General features: G+C 69.4%; 13 protein-coding genes. 7 read left to right on the plus strand and 6 right to left on the minus strand.

Features of this window, described 5'->3' with window-relative positions:
* Positions 1 to 136 precede the first annotated feature (136 nt).
* Positions 137 to 901, minus strand: coding sequence for a glucose 1-dehydrogenase (locus tag OZ671_RS23160; protein WP_268862921.1), 765 nt, complete (start codon positions 899 to 901; stop codon positions 137 to 139).
* A 99-nt stretch (positions 902 to 1000) separates the two neighbouring features.
* Here OZ671_RS23160 and OZ671_RS23165 point away from each other — a divergent pair, with 99 nt between their 5' ends.
* The 3 genes from OZ671_RS23165 (at position 1001) to OZ671_RS23175 (ending at position 6934) form a co-directional block, all read left to right on the plus strand.
* Positions 1001 to 2035, plus strand: a complete 1035-nt coding sequence (locus tag OZ671_RS23165; RefSeq protein ID WP_268862922.1) for an L-idonate 5-dehydrogenase — start codon at positions 1001 to 1003, stop codon at positions 2033 to 2035.
* 138 nt (positions 2036 to 2173) lie between these two features.
* Complete coding sequence (locus OZ671_RS23170) at positions 2174 to 3439, plus strand: metallophosphoesterase family protein (protein WP_268862923.1); 1266 nt, start codon at positions 2174 to 2176, stop codon at positions 3437 to 3439.
* 3 nt (positions 3440 to 3442) lie between these two features.
* Positions 3443 to 6934: an AAA family ATPase gene (locus tag OZ671_RS23175; protein WP_268862924.1), complete on the plus strand. Its 3492-nt coding sequence runs from the start codon at positions 3443 to 3445 to the stop codon at positions 6932 to 6934.
* Positions 6935 to 7106: 172 nt separating this feature from the next.
* On the opposite strand, the gene OZ671_RS23180 is transcribed toward OZ671_RS23175, so the two are convergent.
* Both OZ671_RS23180 and OZ671_RS23185 read right to left on the minus strand, forming a co-directional pair.
* Positions 7107 to 8474, minus strand: a complete 1368-nt coding sequence (locus OZ671_RS23180) for an aspartate aminotransferase family protein (protein ID WP_103167995.1) — start codon at positions 8472 to 8474, stop codon at positions 7107 to 7109.
* Between the two features lie 154 nt (positions 8475 to 8628).
* Positions 8629 to 9474, minus strand: coding sequence for a L,D-transpeptidase (locus OZ671_RS23185; protein ID WP_268862925.1), 846 nt, complete (start codon positions 9472 to 9474; stop codon positions 8629 to 8631).
* A 368-nt stretch (positions 9475 to 9842) separates the two neighbouring features.
* Between OZ671_RS23185 and OZ671_RS23190 the strand changes: the two genes are divergently transcribed.
* The 4 genes from OZ671_RS23190 (at position 9843) to OZ671_RS23205 (ending at position 14378) form a co-directional block, all read left to right on the plus strand.
* Entirely contained in the window at positions 9843 to 10568 is a 726-nt protein-coding gene (locus tag OZ671_RS23190; protein ID WP_268862926.1) for a protein phosphatase CheZ, read from the plus strand.
* A gap of 112 nt (positions 10569 to 10680) precedes the next feature.
* Entirely contained in the window at positions 10681 to 11997 is a 1317-nt protein-coding gene (locus tag OZ671_RS23195) for a murein hydrolase activator EnvC family protein (RefSeq protein ID WP_268862927.1), read from the plus strand.
* Positions 11994 to 13457: a S41 family peptidase gene (locus OZ671_RS23200; RefSeq protein ID WP_268862928.1), complete on the plus strand. Its 1464-nt coding sequence runs from the start codon at positions 11994 to 11996 to the stop codon at positions 13455 to 13457. Before OZ671_RS23195 ends, OZ671_RS23200 begins: the two co-directional genes overlap by 4 nt.
* Positions 13458 to 13559: 102 nt before the next feature.
* Positions 13560 to 14378, plus strand: a complete 819-nt coding sequence (locus tag OZ671_RS23205) for a 2-keto-4-pentenoate hydratase (RefSeq protein ID WP_268862929.1) — start codon at positions 13560 to 13562, stop codon at positions 14376 to 14378.
* A gap of 7 nt (positions 14379 to 14385) precedes the next feature.
* Here the strand turns inward: OZ671_RS23205 and OZ671_RS23210 are convergent, their stop codons facing one another.
* The 3 genes from OZ671_RS23210 to OZ671_RS23220 form a co-directional block, all read right to left on the minus strand.
* Positions 14386 to 16167: a glucan ABC transporter ATP-binding protein/ permease gene (locus tag OZ671_RS23210; protein ID WP_268862930.1), complete on the minus strand. Its 1782-nt coding sequence runs from the start codon at positions 16165 to 16167 to the stop codon at positions 14386 to 14388.
* A 202-nt stretch (positions 16168 to 16369) separates the two neighbouring features.
* A complete protein-coding gene (locus OZ671_RS23215; RefSeq protein ID WP_038303577.1) occupies positions 16370 to 17458 on the minus strand; it encodes a TRAP transporter substrate-binding protein in 1089 nt (362 codons plus the stop codon).
* Between the two features lie 212 nt (positions 17459 to 17670).
* Complete coding sequence (locus OZ671_RS23220; protein WP_268862931.1) at positions 17671 to 18864, minus strand: phosphopentomutase; 1194 nt, start codon at positions 18862 to 18864, stop codon at positions 17671 to 17673.
* Positions 18865 to 18872: the final 8 nt, after the last annotated feature.

Genomic DNA, 18872 nt, shown 5'->3' on the forward strand with positions numbered 1-18872 from the left:
GCGCGCTCGGCACGCCGGATGCCGGCGCGGCTGCCGTGGCGGTGTGGATGGGCGCGCTCGGCCGAGGCGCCTCGTCATAGCGTTTTCAAGCGAAGCGGGAGCCGCTTCGCGTGACGAAACGCGTCAAGACAGGATCCTAGAGCTGGGCGGTGACGCCGCCGTCGACATAGAGCACATGGCCGGTGACGAAGCTCGCCGCCGGCGACACCAGGAACAGGCAGGCGCCGACCAGCTCCTCGACATCGCCCCAGCGGCCGAGTGGCGTGCGCGCCGTCAGCCAGGCGGAAAAGGCGGGATCGTCGACGAGAGCCTGGTTGAGCTCGGTCTTGAAATAGCCCGGCCCGAGGCCGTTGACGCGGATGCCGTGCTTGCCCCAGTCGATGGCCATGCCCTTGGTCAGCATCTTCACCGCCCCCTTGGAGGCGGCATAGGGCGCGATGGACGGCCGGCCGAGCTCGCTCTGCACCGAGCAGATATTGACGATGGCGCCGGAGCGGCGCGCGATCATGGCGCCGGCCACCGCCTTCGCGACATAGAAGACGCTGTCGAGATTGGTCGCCATCAGCTCGCGCCAGGTGGCCTCGGGAAAGCTGTCGAGCGGCATCCGGCGCTGAATGCCGGCATTGTTGACGAGAATGTCGATGGGGCCGATATCGGCCTCGATGCGCGCGACCGCCGCGCTCACCGCCGCCGGGTCGGTCACGTCGAAGGCAAGGCTTTCGACGGCGAGGCCCTCTGCCGACAGAGCGACGCCGGCCTGCTGGAGCCGGCTGGCATCGCGGCCGTTGAGCACGACGCGCGCGCCCGCGCGGGCAAGACCGCGCGCCAGCGCGAAGCCGATGCCGGCGCTCGATCCGGTGACCAGCGCGACGCGTCCAGAAATGTCGAAATGCGAGCTCATGTCCGGGGTCTCCGTTACGCCTTTGCGCCGGCCGCGCGCGTCACGCTAGCATGGCGAAGGCCGGCCGCCCCGGCTAGCCGCCATGCCGCGAGGAGCCCCATGAAGGCACTGGTGATCCATGCGCCGCACGACCTCAGGATCGAGGAACAGCCGGTCGCGTCCCCGGGGCCGCACGAGGTTGCGGTCAGGATCGCCGCCGGCGGCATTTGCGGCTCGGACCTGCACTATTACCACCAGGGCGGCTTCGGCGCGGTGCGGCTGAAGGAGCCGATGATCCTCGGGCACGAGATCGCCGGGGTCGTCGAGGCGGTCGGCACGGCCGTCGGCAGCCTGAAGCCGGGCGACCGGGTGGCGGTCAGCCCGAGCCGGCCCTGCGGCGGCTGCCGCTATTGTCGCGAGGCCATGTTCAACCATTGCCTCAACATGCGCTTCTACGGCTCGGCCATGCCCTTTCCCCATGTCCAGGGCGCTTTCCGCGAGGTGCTGGTCTGCGATGCCGTCCAGGCACACCGCGTCGCCGATCATGTCAGCCTGGGCGAAGCGGCCTGCGCCGAGCCGCTCGCCGTCTGTCTCCATGCCGTGAACCGGGCAGGCGGTGTCGCCGGCCGGCGGGTTCTGGTCACCGGCTGCGGCCCGATCGGCGCTCTTGCCGCGCTCGCCGCCCGCGCCGGCGGCGCGGCGGAGGTGGTGGCGACCGACATTGCCGAGGCGCCCATCGCCATGGCGCGCCGGCTTGGTCTCGACCGGGCGATCAATACCGCAGCCGAGCCGGACGGGCTGAAGGGCTACGAAGCGGAGAAGGGGACTTTCGACGTGCTGTTCGAAGCCTCCGGCAACAGCCAGGCCCTGGCCGGCGCGCTGGCCGCGCTTCGTCCCGGCGGCATCGTCGTCCAGGTCGGTACCGGCGGCGACTTCATCATCCCGATCAGCGTCGTGGTCGCCAAGGAGCTGGAATTGCGCGGCACCTTCCGCTTCCACGGCGAATTCGCCGATGCCGTCGCCATGCTCGGCGAGCGCCGCATCGACGTGCGGCCGCTGATCTCGGCGACGCTGCCGCTCGACCGGGCGGTCGAGGCGTTCGAGCTCGCTTCCGACCGTGCGCGGGCCATGAAGGTTCAGCTTGCCTTCGGATGAGCCGGCTCCGGCGACGATTTGCGGTTCGGCCGTCCTGGCGATATTGCCGGCTGCAACCGGCCGGGCACGATCGCCGCGCGCTGCCGCGCCGCGCTCGCCGCCGGTTTCGGGCGAATTTGGGATTCAGGGCAGCTGAGCATGTTCCGTTTCATTCACACGGCCGATGTCCATCTCGATTCGCCGCTTCGCTCGCTGGCCCTGCGCGATCCCGATCTCGCCGAGCTGATCGGCAATGCCACCCGCCGCGCCTTCGTGCGGACGATCGATCTCTGCCTGGAGGAACAGGTCGATGCCCTGCTGATCGCGGGCGATCTCTATGACGGTGACCAGACGTCGATGAAGACGGCGCGCTTCCTCGCCGACCAGCTCCATCGCCTTGATGCCGCGGGCATCCGATCCTTCATCATCCGGGGCAATCACGACGCCGTCTCGCGGATCACCCGGGAGCTGGTCTTCCCCGATTCGGTGAAGGTGTTCGGCGCGCGCGCCGAAATGGTCGTGCTCGACCGGGCCGCCGGCCGTCGCCCGGTGGCTGTTCACGGCCTGAGCTTTGCGCAGCCGCATGCGCCGGAAAGCCTCGTCGGCCGATATCGGCCGGCCGTCGACGGAGCGATCAATATCGGCCTGCTCCACACCAGCCTCGGCGGCGCGCCCGGCCATGACCGCTATGCGCCATGCAGCCTCGCCGACCTCCAGGCCACGGGTTTCGACTACTGGGCGCTCGGCCACGTGCACAGGCGCGCGGTCGCCGAGGCCGGAGGAGCGGTCGTGATGCCGGGCATGCCGCAGGGCCGCGACATCAACGAGGCCGGCGCCAAGTCGGTGACCCTCGTCGCCATCGACGACAACCGCTCGGTCCATATCGAGGAGCGGCCGACCAGCATCGCCCAGTTCGAGCGTGTCGTGGTCGACGTCACCGGGCTCGACGATTGGCGCGATCTCGTCGGTGCGATCACGCGCAGGCTGGACCAGGAACGGCAGGCCGCGCGCTCGGAACAGCTCGTCACGCGCCTGACGCTGGCGGGAACGACGCCGCTCGCATGGCGCATCCGGCGCGACATTGATCTGCTGAAGACGGAAGCCGACCAGCGCGCCGCGGCGGTGGGTGCCTGCTGGGTCGAAAAGCTGGATGCCGCCTGCGAGCCGCCGGCCCGAACAGCACAGTCGTCGGCCGACCCGCTCGCCGAGCTGCATCGCCTGATGACCGATGAGATCCTGGCCTCGGACTCGTTTCAGGCCGAGCTGGCCGCCATGGCCGAAGAGCTCAGGGCCCAGCTTCCGGCCGAATGCCGGGACGTCCTCGGCCTCGACGAGGCCGCATTCCGGAACACGCTGGCGCGTCTCGCCGGGGAGGGCGCCGAGAGCGTCGTCGCGCGGCTCGAGGCCGCGGATGGAAACGCCTGACCCATGCGCCTCCGCCGCCTCGACCTGACCCGCTACGGCAAGTTCACCGATCACAGCATCGACTTCGGCGCATGCGCGCCGGGCGAGCCTGATCTGCACATCGTCTACGGTCCGAACGAAGCCGGCAAATCGACGGCGCTCGCCGCCTTTCTCGACCTCTTGTTCGGCATCGGCCCGCAGAGCCCGTTCGACTTCCTCCATCCCTATTCGACCATGCGTGTCGGCGGAGCGCTCGACATCGATGGCGAGACGCGCAATTTCCGGCGCATCAAGCGCGCCCAGAACAGCCTGCTCGACGGCGAGGATCGTCCGTTGGCGGAAAGCGCGATCCGCGCCGGGCTCGGCGGTATCGAGCGCGATGCCTATCGCACCATGTTCTCGCTCGACGACGAAACGCTCGAAAAGGGCGGCGAGAGCATTCTGGCGAGCAAGGGCGATCTGGGCCGGCTCCTGTTCTCCGCCAGCACCGGCCTTGCCCATCTCAGCCAGAAGCTGATCGATCTCAGGAGCGAGGCGGACGGCTTCTACCGGTATCGCGCGCGCAGCGGCGCGCTCGTCGATCTCAAGGCCCGGCTCGCGGCGCTGAAGTCCGAGCGCGAGCGCCTGGACACGCTGGCTTCGGATCATGCCCGTCTCGTCGAGGCGCGCGATCGGGCGGCATCACTTTATGACCAGGCGATCGCCGAGCGCGCGCTGGTCCAGACGCGCCTCGACGAGATCAGGCGCCACCTCGCGGCACTGCCCCGCCTCGCGGCGCTGCGTGAGCTACGCGCGCGCCTTGCGCCGCTCGCCGCCATGCCCGAGGCACCGCGGCACTGGGTGAGCCAGCTTCCCGCCCTGCAGCGGGAAGAGATCGCCCTCGGCGTGCAGGTCGAGGCCAATGCCGAGGAGATCGCGCGGCTGGCCGAGGAGCTCGGCGCGGTCGTCGTGGACGAAGCGGCGCTGGGGCTGGCCGACCGGGTGGAGCGCCACGGCGACCAGCGGGCGCGCCATGTGACGGCCGAGATGGATATTCCGAACAAGCGGCTGGAACTGCGCGAGCTCGATCTTTCGATCGCGGGGATCCTCGGGCGTCTCGGGCGGGCCGGCGAGCCCGAGCCGCAGCGCCTGCTGCTGAAAGCAGCGACGGTCGGTCGGCTGCGCGCGCTGATCGAAGCGCGTTCGGGCGTCGATGCGGCGGTCCGCAATGCCGCCAAGGAGCTTGGCGAAGCCAGGGATCGCCTCGCGGAGGTCGTCGCCCGGCTGCCGGACGCGGGGCTCGCGGCATCCGAGGCGCGCGGGCGCGACGATGCCATGGCGGCGCTGGCCGCCACGGTCGCCGCGCTGCGGTCCGCCGACCACCAGGCCCGCCGCCGCCATGCCGAGCGTATCCGCGCCGAAGCGCGCGAGGCGCTCGCCGATCGCCTGGCCGCACTGCGGCCCTGGCGGGGCGAAGCGGATGAGCTCGTCGGCATGGCCTGTCCAACCCCCGACATGCTGCAGCGCTGGAAGTCGGAGCGCAGCGCATTGGAGGTCGCGCAGGCCGGACATCGCGCCGAGGTCGAACGATTGACGACCCGGATCGGCCAGCTCGAGGCCGAGCACACGAGCCTCGCCTCCCTGACGGGCGTCGTCACCGATCAGGAAGCCGCGGCGATCCGGGCGCGGCGCGAGCAGGCCTGGGCGGCCCACCGTCGGACGCTCGACGCATCGTCGGCCGATCATTTCGAACTGGCGCTGCGCCAGGACGACCTCGTCGGCACGGCCCGTTTCACGCACATGACCGAGCTGGCGAAACTGCACCAGAACCGGCATGCCCTGGCCATGGCCGAAGCGGAGCTCGCGCGCGTGACCGAGCTTGCGGATCGCGCCGCCGGCGCTCTGCACGCTCTCGACACCGCGGTTGCCGATGCGGCCCGGGCAATGTCGCCCTGTTTCGCTCCGGCGCCCGCCCTGCCGGTGCTCGAGGATTGGCTCTCCCGCCGAAGGAGCGCCCTGGAGGCGCGCGAGACGCTTCGCGGCGCCGAGCGCGACCTGCGGGCCGTCGTCGCCGATGCGGCGGCGGAGACGGACAGGCTATGCGCCGCCCTCGGCCGGGCCGGCCTTGCGATCGCGCCTGATGCAGGTTTCGACGCGGCCCTGTCCGTGGCGCAGGCCGGGCTCGACGGCGAAGCCGAGCTGCGCCGCCTGCGTGCCGAGCGGGACGAGCGGCAGCGCCATCTCGGCGTCCGTGAGCGCACGGCGGAAGAGGCCGCGGCCGCGCTGCGCGATTGGACCGAGGCATGGGAGACGACGTGCCGGGGCTGCTGGCTCGGCGAGGATGCGATCGCGCCCGATGTGGCGGCCGTGCGCGAGGTTCTCGCGGCGATCGCCGATCTCGCGCCGGCGCTCGAGAAGCGTGCCGGCCTCCTCGATCGCATCGCCAAGATGGAGGCGGATCAGGCGGCCTTCCGCGCCGAGGTGGAAGCGCTTGCCGCATCGCTGGAGCTGGCGGACGCGGCGCCGGCATTGGAGCTGGCGCAACGGATCGGCGATGCGGTCCGGCAGGCCGCTGCCGCGGCGGCCCGGCGCGCGGCCCTGCGTGCCCGGCTGGAGGAAGCGGAGGCGAGGCAGCGCGAGCTTGCCGAGGCCTCGGCCATTCTCGCGGCGCAGAAGCAGCCGATGATGACGCTGTTCGCCGTCTCGTCGCTGGCCGAAATTGCCGAAAAGCTGTCCGGCAACGTGCTGCGGGCCGAGCTGCGCCAGGCTGCCGCGACGGCCGAGGCCGAGATCGTCGAGGCGTTGCGCGCCGTCGATCTTGCCAGTGCCGAGCGCGTTCTCGACAGCGCTGATCGCGCGGCGCTGGAAGCCGAGCTGAGCGCCTTGCAAAGCCGCTTCGAGGATCAGGACCGGCGCTGCCAGGAGCTGTTCGCGGAGCGGTCCGGCGCGATCGACCGGGTCGCGGCGATCGGTGCCGACGAGGCGGTCGCGGCGATCGAGGAGAAGCGACGCACCACCCTGCTGGAGATCGAGGACGGCGCGCTGCGCTATCTCGCGCTGCGCGCCGGCGTCGCGGCGACGGAGCGGGCGCTCGCCAGCTATCGCGAGCGGCATCGCAGCGCGATGATGGCCCGCGCCTCGGAAGCGTTCCGCACCATGAGCCGCGGCGCCTATGCCGGCCTCGCCGCCCAGCCGGGCAAGGATGGCGAGACGCTCGTCGCGCTTGCGCGCGGCGGCGGCTCGAAGGTCGCGAGCGAGCTCTCGAAAGGCACGCGCTTCCAGCTCTATCTCGCCCTGCGCGTCGCGGGCTATCACGAGTTCGCGGCGGCGCGCAGCGCGATGCCGTTCATCGCCGACGACATCATGGAGACTTTCGACGATTTCCGTGCCGAGGAGGCCTTCCGGCTGTTCGCGGGCATGGCGCGGGCCGGCCAGGTGATCTACCTCACCCATCACCAGCATCTCTGCGACATTGCCCGGAAGGTGTGCCCGGCGGTGCGGCTGCATCGGCTCGACGGCGCGGGCGCGGCGCCATAGCGCCTTTGCCGTCTCTTGGGAGCGCGGAAAGCCTCCAAGCGGCTGTCCTGAGGCGATTTCTTCAGGCGAGCCGATGCCCGCTGCGCGTCGAGACGCTTCAGTCGCTTCCCTGCAAACAAAAACCCCGGCCGCAGGGCCGGGGTCATTGTCGGGTGGGACCGCGATCGCGGCGTCAGGCCGTCGCCTCGATCACCCGGCCGGCCTTCTCGACCAGCTCCGCGATCTGGCTTTCGCTGACGATCAGCGGCGGCGTCAGCACGATGCCGTCGCCGGCGGTGCGGATCATCAGGCCCTCCTCGTGGAAGGAATGCTCGATGGCGGCAAAGCCGCGCTTGCCGGGCGCGTCCTTGTAGCCCTCGAAATCGATCGCGGCGGTGAGGCCGACCTGGCGGATGTCGAGCACGCCCGGCTTCGACTTGAGCGTCATCACGGCTTCGGCCCAGAGCGGCTCCAGCGTCTTGGCGCGCTCGAACAGCCCTTCGTCGCGATAGATGTCGAGGGTGGCGAGGCCGGCCGCGCAGGCGAGCGGATGAGCCGAATAGGTATAGCCGTGGAACAGCTCCACCACATGTTCCGGCCCGGTCATGAAGGTGTCGTAGATGCCCTTGCGGGCAATGACGCCGCCCATCGGAGCGGCCGCGTTGGTGACGCCCTTGGCGAAGGTCAGCAGGTCCGGCGTGACGCCGTAGCGCTCGGAGGCGAAGGCATGGCCGAGCCGGCCGAATCCGGTGATGACCTCGTCGAAGATCAGCAGGATGTCGTGCTTGGTGCAGAGTTCGCGCAGGCGCTTCAGGTAGCCCTTGGGCGCCGGCAGCACGCCGGTCGAGCCGGCCATCGGCTCGACGATGACGGCGGCGATGGTCGAAGCATCGTGCAGCGCGACGATCCGCTCCAGTTCGTCGGCGAGATGGGCGCCCCATTCCGGCTCGCCGACCGAGAAGCGCTGCTCCTCGCGATTGTAGGTGTGGGGCAGGTGGTCTGCGCCTGCCAGCAGCGAGCCGAAGAACTTGCGGTTCGGCACGATGCCGCCGACCGTGATGCCGCCGAAGCCGACGCCGTGATAGCCGCGCTCGCGGCCGATCAGCCGGGTCTTCGAGCCCTTGCCTCGGACGTTCCAATAGGCGAGCGCGATCTTCAGCGCGGTGTCGGCGGCTTCCGAGCCGGAATTGCAGAAGAAGACATGGTCGAGATCGCCGGGCGCGAGCGCCGCGATACGACTGGCCAGCTCGAAGGCCTTGGGGTGGCCGTACTGGAACGAGGGCGCATAGTCGAGCTCGGCCGCCTGCTTCTGGATCGCCTGGACGATCGGGTCGCGGCTATGGCCGGCATTGGAGCACCACAGGCCCGCCGTGCCGTCCATCACCGGCCGGCCCTCGGGCGTGTAGTAGTGCACGTCCTTGGCGCGGGCGATCAGGCGCGGGCGGGCCTTGAAGGCGCGGTTCGAGGTGAACGGCATCCAGAAGGCTTCGAGATCGTTCGGCACCGTGGAGGTGCCGACCGGATCGGAATCGACAAGACGCAGCGCGGAGGCTTTGGACATGATGGTCTCCGAAGGCACGGGCGGCCGTAAAAATTCGATAAGGACGATATCAGCGCGGCTGGCGCGCACAACCGGCGCGCCCGCATCCCTCGCATTCGCCCCGAGCCGGCATGGGCCCTGGCGTGCGGCAACCCGCCCGCCGCCAGGCGGCGGCTCACATCACCACCACCCGCGTGCCGACCCTGACGCGCTGATAGAGGTCGACCACGTCCTCGTTGCGCATGCGGAAGCAGCCGGATGAGACATAGGTGCCGATCGTATGCGGCTCGTTGGAGCCGTGGATGCGGTAGAGCGAGGAGCCGAGATAGAGAGCGCGGGCGCCGAGCGGATTGTCGGGCCCGCCGGCCATGAAGCGCGGCAGGTCGGGCCGGCGCCGCAGCATGTCGGCCGGCGGGCGCCAGTCCGGCCATTCCGCCTTGCGGGTGATCACCTTGCTGCCGGTCCAGCCGAAGCCGGGACGGCCGACGCCGACGCCGTAGCGGCGCGCCATGCCGCCGGGCTCGACCAGATAGAGGAAGCGCTCGCGGGTATCGATGACGATCGTGCCGGGACGCTGGCTCGTCTGGTAGCGCACGACCTGTGGCAGGAAGCGCGGATGCATGCCGCGCGGCGCGCCCGGTTCCACCGGCATGTCGTTGAAATCCGGCATGCGGCTCGTCCGCCGCAGCGGCACGACCCGGCTCTCGATATCGGCATAGGGGGACGGCGCCCCGCGCGGCACGATGCGCGTGCCGCGCGGCGGCGGGGGCGGCTCGCCGCCCTCATAGAGATATTCGATGAAGCCGCCGCCGACCGCGCCGCGGCGGCCGGGCAAGGGCCGGCCGTAATAGTCGGTCTCGGGATAGGCCGTGCGCGGATGGCTTTCCGGCGCCGGCCGGACGCGGCCGGCGCGCGCCGGGCCGTCATAGCCATAGCCGTCGGGCTCGTACCAGCCCTGGGCGAAGGCCGGGCCGGCCGCAATGAGGCCGGCGAGGGTTGCTGCAAGCGCGATCCTGGTCATCGGCGAACCCGTATTGGCGGAGCCGGCCGGCGGGCGCGGCCCCTTGGCTTTGGTTACGCCCGAAGTGCTGCGCGAACGGATCGACCGTTGCGCCGCCGCGGCTGCGGGCGCCTGGGGAGAAGACAAGCCTCATCCTGGCTTAACGGGGGATGAAGGGCCGCGGTTGCGGGCGGTGCCCGACGGGCTCGGGGCGGCCGTCGCGGCCTTGCCGCCGACGCCGTTAGCGCGGCGGCAAGGTTAACGTCGTTTTACCCGGCAACAGCATCTTTCTCCGACCGGCCGGAACGCGCTCTTAACCAGGCCACCGTTCAAGATTTCGGCCAAGGACCGGGCAGAAACGCACCGGTCGCCCGACATCCGGATCGTCCATGCGCGCCTCGAAAAAAGCCTTCCGCATCGAATCGTTCTCGCAGCCGGCGGACATTGCCTGGCCGATGGCCGACGGAACGCCCGCCGGCGCCGGCCATCTGGAGATCATGGCGGAACTGAAGTCGCTGCGCGCGCTGATCCAGCCGGCCGAAGAGGTGTCGCGGCAGATGATCGAGGCCTATCGCAGCGAGATGCAGGAGGCGCTGAAGCTCAAGGCCGAGCTCGACAGCATCTATTCGGCGATCAACCAGACCAAGCACGAGATCGCGACGCTGCATGTCTCCGGGTTCCAGGGCAAGCAGATGACCCGCGTGACCCACGAGCTCGACGCCATCGTCTCGGGCACCGAGGAGGCGACGGAGGGCATTCTGAGCGCGGCCGAGACCATCGACCAGATCGCCGGCCAGCTCGCGGCCAAGCTCAAGAGCCAGCAGGACCGCGGCGCCGTCGACGACATCCAGCAGAAGATTATCACCATCTTCGAGCACTGCAATTTCCAGGACCTGACCGGCCAGCGCATCACCAAGGTGGTCAACACGCTGAAATTCATCGAGGAGCGCATCGTCAGGATGATGGACATCTGGGGCGGCATCGATTCGTTCCGCGACGTCTCGGTGGAGGCCATGGCCGAGGCGACCGGCGATGCCGGCCTCGTCAACGGCCCGAAGCTCCAGGGCGAGGCGGGCCATGCCAGCCAGGACGAGATCGACGCGCTGTTCAACTGAGCGGCACGGCGGCAACACTGTGCCGCCAAAGCAACACCCGCTTGCCCTGATTCCGCCCCGGCGGGCATAGAGTGTAAGTCCCTTGTCGTTCGCCCTGCCGATTCGGGCCCTGATGCGTCTCAGTCCCGCCTTTCTCGTTCCCTTCGTCGTCACCGTGCCGGCGACCGCTCAGGCGCCGTCGCCGGCGGAGCGGGCGGAGGCGGAGCGTCGCGAGCGGCAGCGCGAGCTCGATGCGATCAAGAACGATCTTGCGCGCGCCAATGCCGAACGCACGCGGATCGAGACGGAAATCGGCACGATGCGTGCCGACCGCGCCGCGCTGGTGCGGTCCGGCATCGAGGCGGCCGCGCGGGTCCGGGAGCTGGAAGGCAAGGTGATCGAGAGCGAGGCGCGCCTTGCCGGGCTCGATGGCCGCGAGGCGGAGCTGCGTGCCTCACTCGACGAGCGGCGCGACCTGATCGCCCAAGTCCTGGCCTCGCTCCAGCGCATGGGCCGCCGGCCGCCGCCGGCCATGCTGGTGGGCGCCGACGATGTCCTGAAAACGGTCAGGACCGCCATGCTGCTCGGCACGCTGGTGCCGGAAATGCGCGATGCCGTGCGCGTGCTGGCGCGCGATCTCGACGACCTTTCCAATGTGCGCCGGTCGATCGTGGCCGAGCGCGACACGCTGAAGCGCGACATGGTCTCGCTCGACAACGAGCGGATCCGGGTGGAGGCGCTGGCCGAGGCGCGGCAGAAACAGCTGGCGACGAGCGAGCAGACGCTGGATGCCGAGCGTCAGAGGGCCAGCGGATTGTCGCGTCAGGCCGACAATCTCGAACTTTTGATCGGCCGCATGGAGACTGAAATTGCCGCCGCGCGGCGCGCTGCCGAGGCGGCGCGCACCTCGGTGGTGGCGCGCGGCCCGGCCGCGACCGACCGGCGCGCGCAGATGGCCGCCCTGCAGAATGCCGGGCGGATGAACCCGGCAATTCCCTTCGCGCAGACGCGCGGAAGCCTGCCGATGCCGGTTCTGGGCACCCGCCTGCGCGAATTCGGCGCGCAGGACGGCCTTGGCGGAACCGAGCGCGGACAGTCTTTCTCCACCCGCCCGGGCGCTTCCGTCACGGCGCCGGCGGATGGCTGGGTGGTCTATTCCGGCCCGTTCCGGACCTATGGACAACTCTTGATCCTCAATGCCGGGGGCGGGTATCATCTCGTCCTCGCCGGAATGGACAGGATCACGGTCGATCTTGGCCAATTCGTCTTGGCCGGCGAGCCGGTGGGCGTTATGGGGGATGCGCCCCCGCCGGCTGCGGCGGTGACAACGGGCTCCTCCCAGCCCGTCCTCTATGTCGAGTTCCGCAAGGATGGATCGAACATCGATCCGGCGCCTTGGTGGGCCCCGCGGGGCCCGGGCGCGCAGACCAATGAAAGGGTTCGCGGATGATGCGCAAAGCTTCGCTCCTCCTTGCCGGTGCCGCCATGGGTGCGCTCGCGACCGTCGCGCTGTCGCAGCCGCGGGCGATCCTCGGCATGAGCGCCAATGCCGCAGGATCCGACACCTACCGGCAGATCAATCTGTTCGGTGACATTTTCGAGCGGGTCCGTTCCGACTATGTCGAAAAGCCCGACGACGCCAAGCTGATCGAAGCGGCGATCAACGGCATGCTGTCCTCGCTCGACCCGCATTCGAGCTACATGGACGCGCGCAATTTCCGTGACATGCAGGTGCAGACGCGCGGCGAGTTCGGCGGCCTCGGCATCGAGGTCACCCAGGAGGACGGTGCGATCAAGGTGGTCGCGCCGATCGACGACACGCCGGCGTCCAAGGCGGGGATCCTCGCCAACGACATCATCACCCATATCGACAACGAGCCTATCCAGGGCCTCACGCTGCAGCAGGCGGTGGAAAAGATGCGCGGCCCGGTCGGCTCGCAGATCACGATTCGCGTCACCCGGACCGGCGCCGCCGCGCGCGACATTCCGATCACCCGCGACCGGATCGTCATCCGCGCCGTGCGCCACCAGGTGATCGGCGACGATGTCGGCTATATCCGCATCACCCAGTTCAACGAGCAGACCACGGACAGTTTGCGCCGGGCGCTGGAGGACATCCGCAACAAGGTGCCGGCCGACAAGCTGCGCGGCTATGTCGTCGACCTCAGGAACAATCCGGGCGGCCTGCTCGACCAGTCGATCTCGGTCTCCGATGCGTTCCTGGAGCGCGGCGAGATCGTCTCCACCCGCGGCCGCAACGCCGAGGAAACCCAGCGCTGGAACGCCCGCTCGGGCGACCTGACCGGTGGCAAGCCGGTGATCGTGCTGATCAATGGCGGTTCGGCCTCGGCCTCCGAGATCGTCGCCGGCGCGCTGCAGGACCACAAGCGGGCGACCGTGCTCGGCACCCGCTCGTTCGGCAAGGGATCGGTGCAGACCATCATTCCGCTCGGCAGCCAGGGGGCGCTGCGGCTGACCACGGCGCGCTACTACACGCCGTCGGGCCGGTCGATCCAGGCGCGCGGCATCGATCCGGACATTTCGGTCGAGCAGCCGCTGCCGGAGGAACTGCGGGCGCGCATCGCCGAAGCCGCCCAGCAGAATCGGGGCGAAGCCGGACTGCGCGGCCATCTGCGCAATCCGAATCAGGAGAACAACGAGGAACGTTCGGCGTCCTCGGGCTATGTTCCGCGCGAGCAGAAGGACGACATCCAGCTCAACCACGCGCTGGATCTGCTGCGCGGGGTGAGGACCGATCCGAAATTCCCGCCGTCGACCCGCAGCGCCGCGGCTCCGGCCCAGCCGGCCCAGCCTGCTCCGGCCCCGGCGACGCCTGCTCCGGCAAACCCGGCGCCCGCGCCGAGCCCGGCGCCGGCTCCTGCGCAGCCGGCACCTGCGACGCCGCAATAAGGCCATTGCCGGCCCGCTGCGGGCAGGTCATTCTCGGTCACCAGGTCGCGCCTCCGGCTCACACCGGAGGCGTTGCCATTTCCGGTTCCTGGAATGAACGCCATGTCGCTCTGTTCCTCGCAGACGCGCCTGTACGCGGGCGAAGTGCTGGCCGCCTATGACGCCTGCCGGCAGATCAGCCCGCTGACGAGCATCGAGCCGACCTTTTCGACCGAGGACGCCCAGAAGGTCGCCCACGAGGTCACGCGGCTGCGCGTCGCCCGCGGCGAGCGGGTGATTGGGCGCAAGATCGGCTTCACCAACCGGACCATCTGGGACGAATACGGCGTCTATGCCCCGATCTGGGGACCTGTCTACGAGACGACCTACAGGGCCGTGGCCGGCCCGGCCGAGGCGTCGCTCAGCCATCTCGTCGAGCCGCGGATCGAACCGGAAATCGTCTTCGGCTTCAAGGCCGGGGTGACGCCGGACATGGACGAGCGCGCCATTCTGGCGTCGATCGACTGGATCGCGCACGGGTTCGAGATCGTCCAGTCGCTGTTTCCGGGCTGGCAGTTCCAGGGCGCCGACTGCACCGCCGCCTTCGGCCTGCACGGCGCGCTCCATTGCGGACCGGCCGTGCCGGTGACGGGCCCGGCCGAGCCCTGGCTGGAACGGCTGGCGACGGCCACCATCGCCCTGTCGAAGGACGGCGTCGTGGTCGACTGCGGCGTGCTCTCCAACGTGCTCGACGGGCCGCTTTCAGCGGTCAGGCACCTGGCCGGTGTTCTCGCCGCCGACGCGCAAGCCCGGCCGATCGCGGCGGGCGAGATCATCACCACGGGAACGGTGACCCGCGCCTTTCCGGTCGCGCCGGGCGAGACCTGGTCAACGGTGGTCGAGGGCCTTGCGCTCGCCCCGATGTCGCTGCGTTTCGTCTGATGCCGCCTCAGGTCGCGGCGGCCGCCGCCTTTTCGGCGTCGCCGGCCATGAACTGCGCCCTGGCGAGCCCAGCGAAGATGCCGCCCTGGGCGACCAGCGCCTCGAACGATCCGGTCTCGACCACGCGGCCCTGGTCGAACACAAGGATGCGCGTCGCGTGGCGGATGGTGGCGAGCCGGTGCGCGATGACGAAGGTGGTGCGGCCCTTCATCACCTCGACGAGGGCGGCCTGCAGCTTCTGCTCGGTCGCGGCATCGAGGGCCGAGGTCGCCTCGTCCAGGATCAGGACCGGCGGGTCCTTCAGGAGCGCGCGCGCGATCGACAGGCGCTGGCGCTCGCCGCCCGACAGCGACCGGCCGCGCTCGGCGATCTCGGTGTCCAGCCCGTCGGGCTGGCGCTTGAGGAATTCGACCGCCTGGGCGCGCTCGCAGGCCTCCCAGATCTCCGCGTCGCTGGCGTCCGGCCGGCCGACCTGCAGGTTCTCCTTGATGGTGCGGGCGAACAGCATGGGCTCCTGGAACACGACGCCGATATTGCGTCGGAGCGAGCTCAGGGTGACGTCGCGGATGTCCTGGCCGTCGATGGTGATGCGGCCGGATTGCGGATCGAAGACCCGGTGCAGCAGCGACAGCGTGGTGGACTTGCCTGAGCCGGTGGAGCCGACCAGGGCGATGGTGTCGCCGGGCGCCGCCACGAAGGAGAGATCGGCGACCGCCGCGCGCTTGCCGTCATAGGAGAATGACACGTTCTCGAACACGACCGTGCCCGTGACCTTGCCGATATCGACCGCGTTCGGCCGGTCGCGCACCTGGGGCGTCGTATCGATGACATCGAAGAAGTCGCGGATCTTCGGACCTTCCAGGAACACCGCGTTGATGAAGCCGACGAGCGCCTCGAGCTTGGCGATCAGCATGGTCGCAAAGCCCATGAAGGTGACGATCTCGCCGATGCTGGCGAGGCCGTGGATATGCAGCCACGTGCCGGTGAGGAACACCGCCAGCACGGTCAGGGTCGCCGAGGCGCGCGAGGCGACCGCCGCGATCGCCCACCAGGAAAGGACCGGGATCTGGGCGGCGAGCAGGGCGTCGACGGTGGCGCGCATGGCGCGCACCTCCGCGTCGATGCGGGTGAACGACTGGATCACCGGCACGTTGCCGAGCGCGTCGGTCGCCCGTTCGGCGAGCGCGTTGTGGAACTCCTGGACGTGGCCCTGCAGCGTCTCGGTGCGGCGCAGCACATAGCTCGTCAGGAAGAAGAAGAAGAACACCATGACGACCAGCAGGATGCCGAGCCGCCAGTTCACCCAGAGCGAGACCGGCACCAGGATGACGAGGGCGATCATCGAGGCGCAATGCTCGCGCAGGAACGACAGCAGCAGCCAGGCCATGGCGTTGGAGCCTTCCAGCATCTGCTTGAGCAGGCGGCCGGAATGGGTGCCGGAATGGTAGCTGAGCGGCAGGTTCAGCACGTGCTCGAAGAAGTGCTGCATGAAGGCGAGCCGCCGGCGGTGCGACATGCGGTCGGCATGCAGGGCCACCAGGACGCCGGCGACGATGGTGAACAGGCCGAACGACACCCAGGCGCCGACCAGCGGCAGCAGCTCGCTCCAGGTGATGATGCGGTTCTGCGCCTGGGCGCGGGTGAGGGCGTCGATGATGCGGCCGAACAGGATCGGTTCGGCGAACATGATGCAGGCGAGAATGATGTTGCAGGTGAGCAGGATGATGCCGAGCCGACGCTCCGGCCCGAGCTGCATCAGGACCCGCCAGTAGACCTTGAGAAGTGCCATGCGCCGTCCTCGATGGGAATCTCGCCCTCGTGCCTCCGACCGGACATTCGCCTCGTGCCCATGGGGAGCGCGGAGCGAATGTCCGGTTCGAAGGGACACGGGCAACTGTGAAACACGGGGCGCGGCGCACCGCAAGGCGTGACCTTCGGCGCAAGAAGCCATTGCGCCGAAGGCCGGCACGACCGATCCGGCCTCGCCCGGATCAGTTCGGCCGGGCGCGCATGCGGATCATGAAGCTGTCGAACGTATATTCGGCCACCTGGAACCAGAGATATTCCTCGTTGCGGAAGGCGATATAGTGGTCGAGCACCTTCTTGAACCGGGGATTGCCTGCCGCGATTTCGGCGTAATAGGCATTCGCTTCCTTGTAGGCGGCCTCCATCATGTCCTGCGGGAAGGGGCGCAGTTGCGCGCCCTGGGCCACGAGCGAACGGAGCGCCGCGGGGTTCTGGGCGTCATAGCGCGCCTGGATCCAGGTCCCCGCCTCATAGGAGGCCGCCTGAAACGCGGCCTTGTAGTGTTTCGGCAAGCTGTCCCATTTGGCGATGTTGGTCATGGCGGCGAGCTGCGCCCCGCCTTCCCACCAGCCGGGATAATAATAATAGGGCGCGACCTTATAGAGGCCGAGCTTGAGGTCGTCATAGGGGCCGACCCATTCGGCGGCATCGATGGTGCCCTTCTCGAGCGCTGGATAGAGGTCGCCGCCGGCAATCTGCTGCGGCACGACGCCGATGCGCGCGAGAATCGCGCCGGCAAGCCCGGCAATGCGGAATTTCAGGCCCTTGAAATCGGCGAGCGTCCGGATCTCCTTGCGAAACCAGCCACCCATCTGCGTGCCGGTATTGCCGCAGGCGATCGAGACGACGCCATAGTCCTTGTAGAATTCGTTCAGCAGATCGAGGCCGCCGTCGAAGAACCAGGCGTTCTGCTGGCGCGCGTTCATGCCGAAAGGCAGGGTCGAGCCGAAGGTGAAGGTCGGGTCCTTCCCGACATAATAATAGGATGCGGTGTGGCAGCATTCGACCGCACCGCTGGACACCGCATCGAGCGCCTGCAATCCGGGCACGATCTCGCCGGCGGCAAAGGGCTGGATCAGGAAGCGGTTGTCGGTGATCTCGGCGACCCGCTTCACGAAGACTTCGGTCAGGCCATAGAGCGTATCCAGCGATTTCGGAAAGCTGGAGGTCAGGCGCCAGCGGATTTCGGGCATGGACTGCGCGACCGCTGGCGCTGCGACCGCGCCGGCGGCGACCAGCGCACCGGCGCTGCCGACGAAATGGCGACGTTTCATCTTGGATCTTCCCCTTGGCTCGTTTCCGCGGGGACCGATCCCGCCGGCCCGGCGCCGGGCGGCGCCTGCAACGGGTCGGATGAGCCGGTTGATCCAGCCTTCACCCCAGCCGGGCCAGCATGGGATGCGGGGCGGCGGCTTGCAATGCTCGGATTCCTGGCGCCGGCAGCCGGACTGCAACCCGCGCCCGGATCCGGCGCGGCGGGTCGGGATCAGAACGGCGTGCCGGCGCCCGGCGCGGGCAGGGCGAGGTGGCGGGCAAGTGTCGCGGCAATGTCGGCAAAGGTCTCCCGCCGGCCGATCGGGCCGGTCGGCTGGCCCGGCCCGTAGGCGAGAATCGGCACATATTCGCGCGTGTGGTCGGATCCCGCGAAGGTCGGATCGCAGCCGTGGTCGGCGGTGATGACGACGAGATCGCCGGGCCGCAGGCGGGCATCGAGCTCGGGCAGGCGGCGATCGAACTGCCGGAGCGCCTGGCCATAGCCCTTGGGATCGCGGCGATGGCCGTAGAGCGAATCGAAATCGATGAAATTGGCCATCAGCAGGCCGCCCTCCGCGAGGCGGTCGAGGCCTTCGAGCGTGCGGTCGAACAGGGCCATGTTGCCGGCCGCCTTCATGACCGTTCCGGTGCCGACATGGGCGAAGATGTCGCCGATCTTGCCGACGGTCACGACGTCGCGGCCGGCGCGCGTCGCGAGCTCGAGAAGCGTCGGCGCCGGCGGCGGCACCGCATAGTCGCGGCGGTTGGCGGTCCGCTGGAAATCGGCGGCCGAGGAGCCGGCGAAGGGCCGGGCGATGACCCGGCCGATCCGCAGCGCATCGCAAAGCTCGCGCGCCACCTGGCAGACCTGGTAAAGCCGATCGAGGCCGAAAGCCTCCTCGTGGGCGGCGATCTGCAGCACCGAATCGGCCGAGCTGTAGAGGATCGGCCGGCCGGTCCGGACATGCTCCTCGCCGAGCTCGGCGATGATGGCCGTGCCGGAGGCGTGGCAGTCGCCGAGAATGCCGGGCAGGCCGCAGCGGTCGACCAGCGTCGCGACGAGATCGGCGGGGAAGCAGGGTCTCGTATCCGGAAAGTAGCCCCAGTCGGTGGTGACGGGCACGCCGGCGATCTCCCAATGGCCGGAGGGCGTATCCTTGCCGCGCGAGGTCTCGACCCCGTAGCCGTAGCGGCCGGCAATGCGGGCGGTGGCGGCAAGGCCGGGCGGCATCCGGCCGGAGGCGGCCTCGGCGGCCTTGGCAAGGCCCAGCGTCATCAGGTTGGGCAGATGCAGGCCGGGCCCGCGCGCGGCGAACCAGTCGGCGATATGGCCGAGCGTATCGGCGCCGGCATCGCCGTAGTCCGCGGCGTCGGCGGCGGCGCCGATGCCCAGGGAATCGAGGACCAGGATGACGCTGCGCGGCATGGGCTCTC

This window comes from Phreatobacter sp. AB_2022a, from assembly GCF_026847585.1.
Classification (GTDB): Bacteria; Pseudomonadota; Alphaproteobacteria; order Rhizobiales; family Phreatobacteraceae; genus Phreatobacter.